Origin of the sequence: Mesorhizobium sp. M2E.F.Ca.ET.209.01.1.1, assembly GCF_004010375.2 — a bacterium.
Classification (GTDB): Bacteria; Pseudomonadota; Alphaproteobacteria; order Rhizobiales; family Rhizobiaceae; genus Mesorhizobium.
In genome coordinates, this window is the sequence record NZ_SADP02000435.1 from 1 (window position 1) to 349 (window position 349).

General features: G+C 64.8%; 1 protein-coding gene. It reads left to right on the forward strand.

What is annotated here, in order from left to right; all coding sequences use genetic code 11:
• Positions 1–349, forward strand: a 349-nt coding sequence (locus EN852_RS36345; protein WP_135879723.1) for an FAD-linked oxidase C-terminal domain-containing protein, incomplete at both ends; no start/stop codon positions are given.

Consider the following 349-nt stretch of genomic DNA (forward strand, 5'->3'; position numbering starts at 1 on the left):
TTCAACCGCACGCGCCGGGCCTGCTCCGACCTGATCTCGGCCTTCGAGATCATCGGCGGCGAATGCATCGAGCTTGCCCGGCTGATCGATCCCGGTATGGCCGCACCAGTCTCGGCGCCCGTGCAGGTGCTGATCGAACTGTCCTCCGGGCCGGGCATCGATCTCAATGGCCTGTTGGCCGGCTTCCTCGCCGATGCCATGGAAAAAGGGCTGGTGACCGACGCGGTTCTTGCGGCCAGCAGCGCGCAGGCAAGGAGTTTCTGGGCGATCCGCGAAGGCCTGGTCGAAGGCCAGGCCAAGCGCGGCTACCATGTGCACACCGACCTGTCGGTAAAGATTTCCGACATCC